Annotated in this window: 2 protein-coding genes; both read left to right on the forward strand. The window is 74.5% G+C overall.

Translation table 11 applies throughout. The features are described 5' to 3' along the window. Positions 1-1,899 (forward strand): TIR domain-containing protein (locus MXD58_RS28870; protein ID WP_308302070.1); only part of this gene is annotated, 1,899 nt, incomplete at its 5' end. 4 nt (positions 1,900-1,903) lie between these two features. Continuing rightward, a partial coding sequence (locus MXD58_RS28875) for a hypothetical protein (protein ID WP_250611331.1) occupies positions 1,904-2,512 on the forward strand: 609 nt, incomplete at its 3' end.

Consider the following 2,512-nt stretch of genomic DNA (forward strand, 5'->3'; position numbering starts at 1 on the left):
GCGCGGGGGCGGTCCGTGGTGAGCGGCGCGATGGCGCCCTATGGCCGGCCAGACCGCCGGCCCGGTGAGCGCCCGCCGGTCTGGCGCGGCCGCCGGGAGAACGAGCTGTTCGCCGGGCGCGACGACGAGCTCGCCGAGGTCTGGGACCGGCTCTGCCAGCACGGCCGGGTGGCGCTCGTCCCCGCCGGTGGGGTCAGCGGCGTCGGCGAGACCGAGCTGGCCAGCGCCTACCAGCACCGCTACCAGCTGCGCTATGACGTTGCCTGGTGGGTGGACTGCGGCCCGGGCCGTGACATTCCCGGGCAGCTCGCGGAGCTTGCCGGGCAGGCGGCGGCCAAGCTGGGCCGACGGGCGCGGGCGGGCCGCGGCTGGCTGGTCGTCCTCGCCGGTGCCGCGAGCCCGGCGCTGGTCGAACGGTACCTGCCGCAGGCGTGGGCCCACTGCCTCGTCGTCACCGAACGCAGCGAGGACAGTTGGCGGGAACGGACGATGACGATCGGTCCGCTCACCCCACGCGAGTCGGTCATGCTCCTGACGAGCGCCGCGCCGATGGTCGACCCGGCGACGGCGGCCCGCCTCAGCGACCTGCTCGGGCACCGGCCGGGGCCGCTGGCGGAACTCTGCGGTTACCTCATCCGCGAGCGCACCCTCACTCCGGAACTCTGCCAACGCCTGCTCGAACTGGCGGCCAGCCTCCCCCCGGATGGCCTCGCCGCCGCGGAGCCCTACGCGCGGCCCCTCCCGGTGCCCGGCCCGCCGGCGGACTCCGCCGGGTCGAGCTCGGCCGACGCGGACACCGTGCCGTTCGTCGCCGATCTCAGCCCGTTCCCGGACGTCATCCCCGCGGTGGCGAAGGAGAACGGCGAGGTTGACCGCGCCGGGTCCCCGCCGGCCGCCGACCCGTCTCACGCCGACCGGGTGAACGATGTCGACCGGCTGGTCGCGACGCTGATGCGGGTGGAGTACATCGCCGACGTCGACGGCTTCGACGACTGGTTCGCGCAGGTCAGCCGGCTCAGCGGGATGACCGTCGGCCTGACCTCGCCGTGGCTGGCCGTGCGCATGACGACGTTGGTCAGCGAGGCTCTCCGCCAGCCGGGCCCGGGTCTGCTGGACGCCCTGGTCCACGGCCTCGACCTCGTGGCCCCGCGCGAGGACCTGGCGGTCGCGGCCTTCCGGCGGCAGGTCGCCGAGCTCACCGGCGGCCCGGACAGATCCGCGCTGGTGCCCGGCCCCCACGCGACGGCCCCGGTCGACCCGTTCGCCACCCGGCCGATCCCCGGCACGGACGGCCCGCCCCCGTTCCCGCGCGGGCCGGGCGGCGCGGCGAGCTACTACTTCTTCACCAGCCACGCGCACCGGCAGGACCGGGACCGGGTGGTCCAGTTCCACCGGGATCTGGAGGCGGAGCTGCGCCGCAAGGTCCGTCGACGGACCGAACCGGCGGGATTCCTCGACGCCGAGCGGATGGGCAGCGGCGACCACTGGCCGACCTCGCTGCGCGACGCCGTGCGGACCTCGCCGGTGATGGTCGCGCTGTGGACTGACGACTATTTCGAGAGTGACTGGTGCGGTCGGGAGTTCGGCATCTTCCAGGAACGCATCCGGCGGGCTACCCCGGCCGGCGGGAAACCGCCGGCCGGCATTGTTCCCGTCCCCTGGCTCGTCCGGGAGACGGAGGTGCCGCCGGCCGCCGCCGAGCTGCACATCGCGCGGATAGACCTCGGCCGCACCTACGACGACATGCCGGTCCTGGACCTCATGCGCCACGAACGGGCGTTCGCGGAGTACGTCAGCCTGCTGGCCTACCGGGTGATGGACGTCGCCCGGGACCAACTGCCCGCGCTGGACGCGGAGGCGGCCGAGGCGGTCGCGTCACCGTTCCGTCCCGGGCCGTGATGGTATGAGTCCTTTCTTCCTGCTGCATCACGCCGCGGCCGCCGAGGACGGGCGCTACGTCGAGCGGTTCTTCCGGGACGTGCAGAAAGGGGTGCACGACCGGCTGGGGTACCGCGAGGTGTTCAGCGGCGCGACGGCCGGTGCCGAGCAGCCGGGACCGCGCGGCCCCGGCGAGGCGAACCCGCAGGCGCTGCTCACGCCGGTCCTGGTCGCCCTGTACTCGGACGCGTACTTCGCCGACGCGCAGTGCCGGATCGAGTGGTCGCTGTTCCGCGAGCGCCTGCGCTGGCACCAGCACTTCACCGGTCGCCGGTCGCCGGCGCTCATCGGCGTGCGGTGGTCCATGCGGACCGGCCCACCGCCCGGGCCGATCGCGTCGATGCCCGTGCTGGACGGAGACTACGGCGGCGAATACCTCGCCGACGGGGTGCTGCGGATGCTGCGGGTGGCACCCAACGGCGCGGGCTACCGGGGGGTGGTGACCGACGTCGTCGAGGCGATCAGCCACGCCCGCCGCGATCAGCCGCCGTCGCTGTCGGCGCACGAGGCCGAGCTGGTCCGCCGCGGCTGCGGCCACGGCCACGTCGGCATCGGCATCGGCATCGGCATCGGC

It is taken from the genome of Frankia sp. AgKG'84/4 (genome assembly GCF_023242965.2).
Lineage (GTDB): Bacteria > Actinomycetota > Actinomycetes > Frankiales > Frankiaceae > Frankia.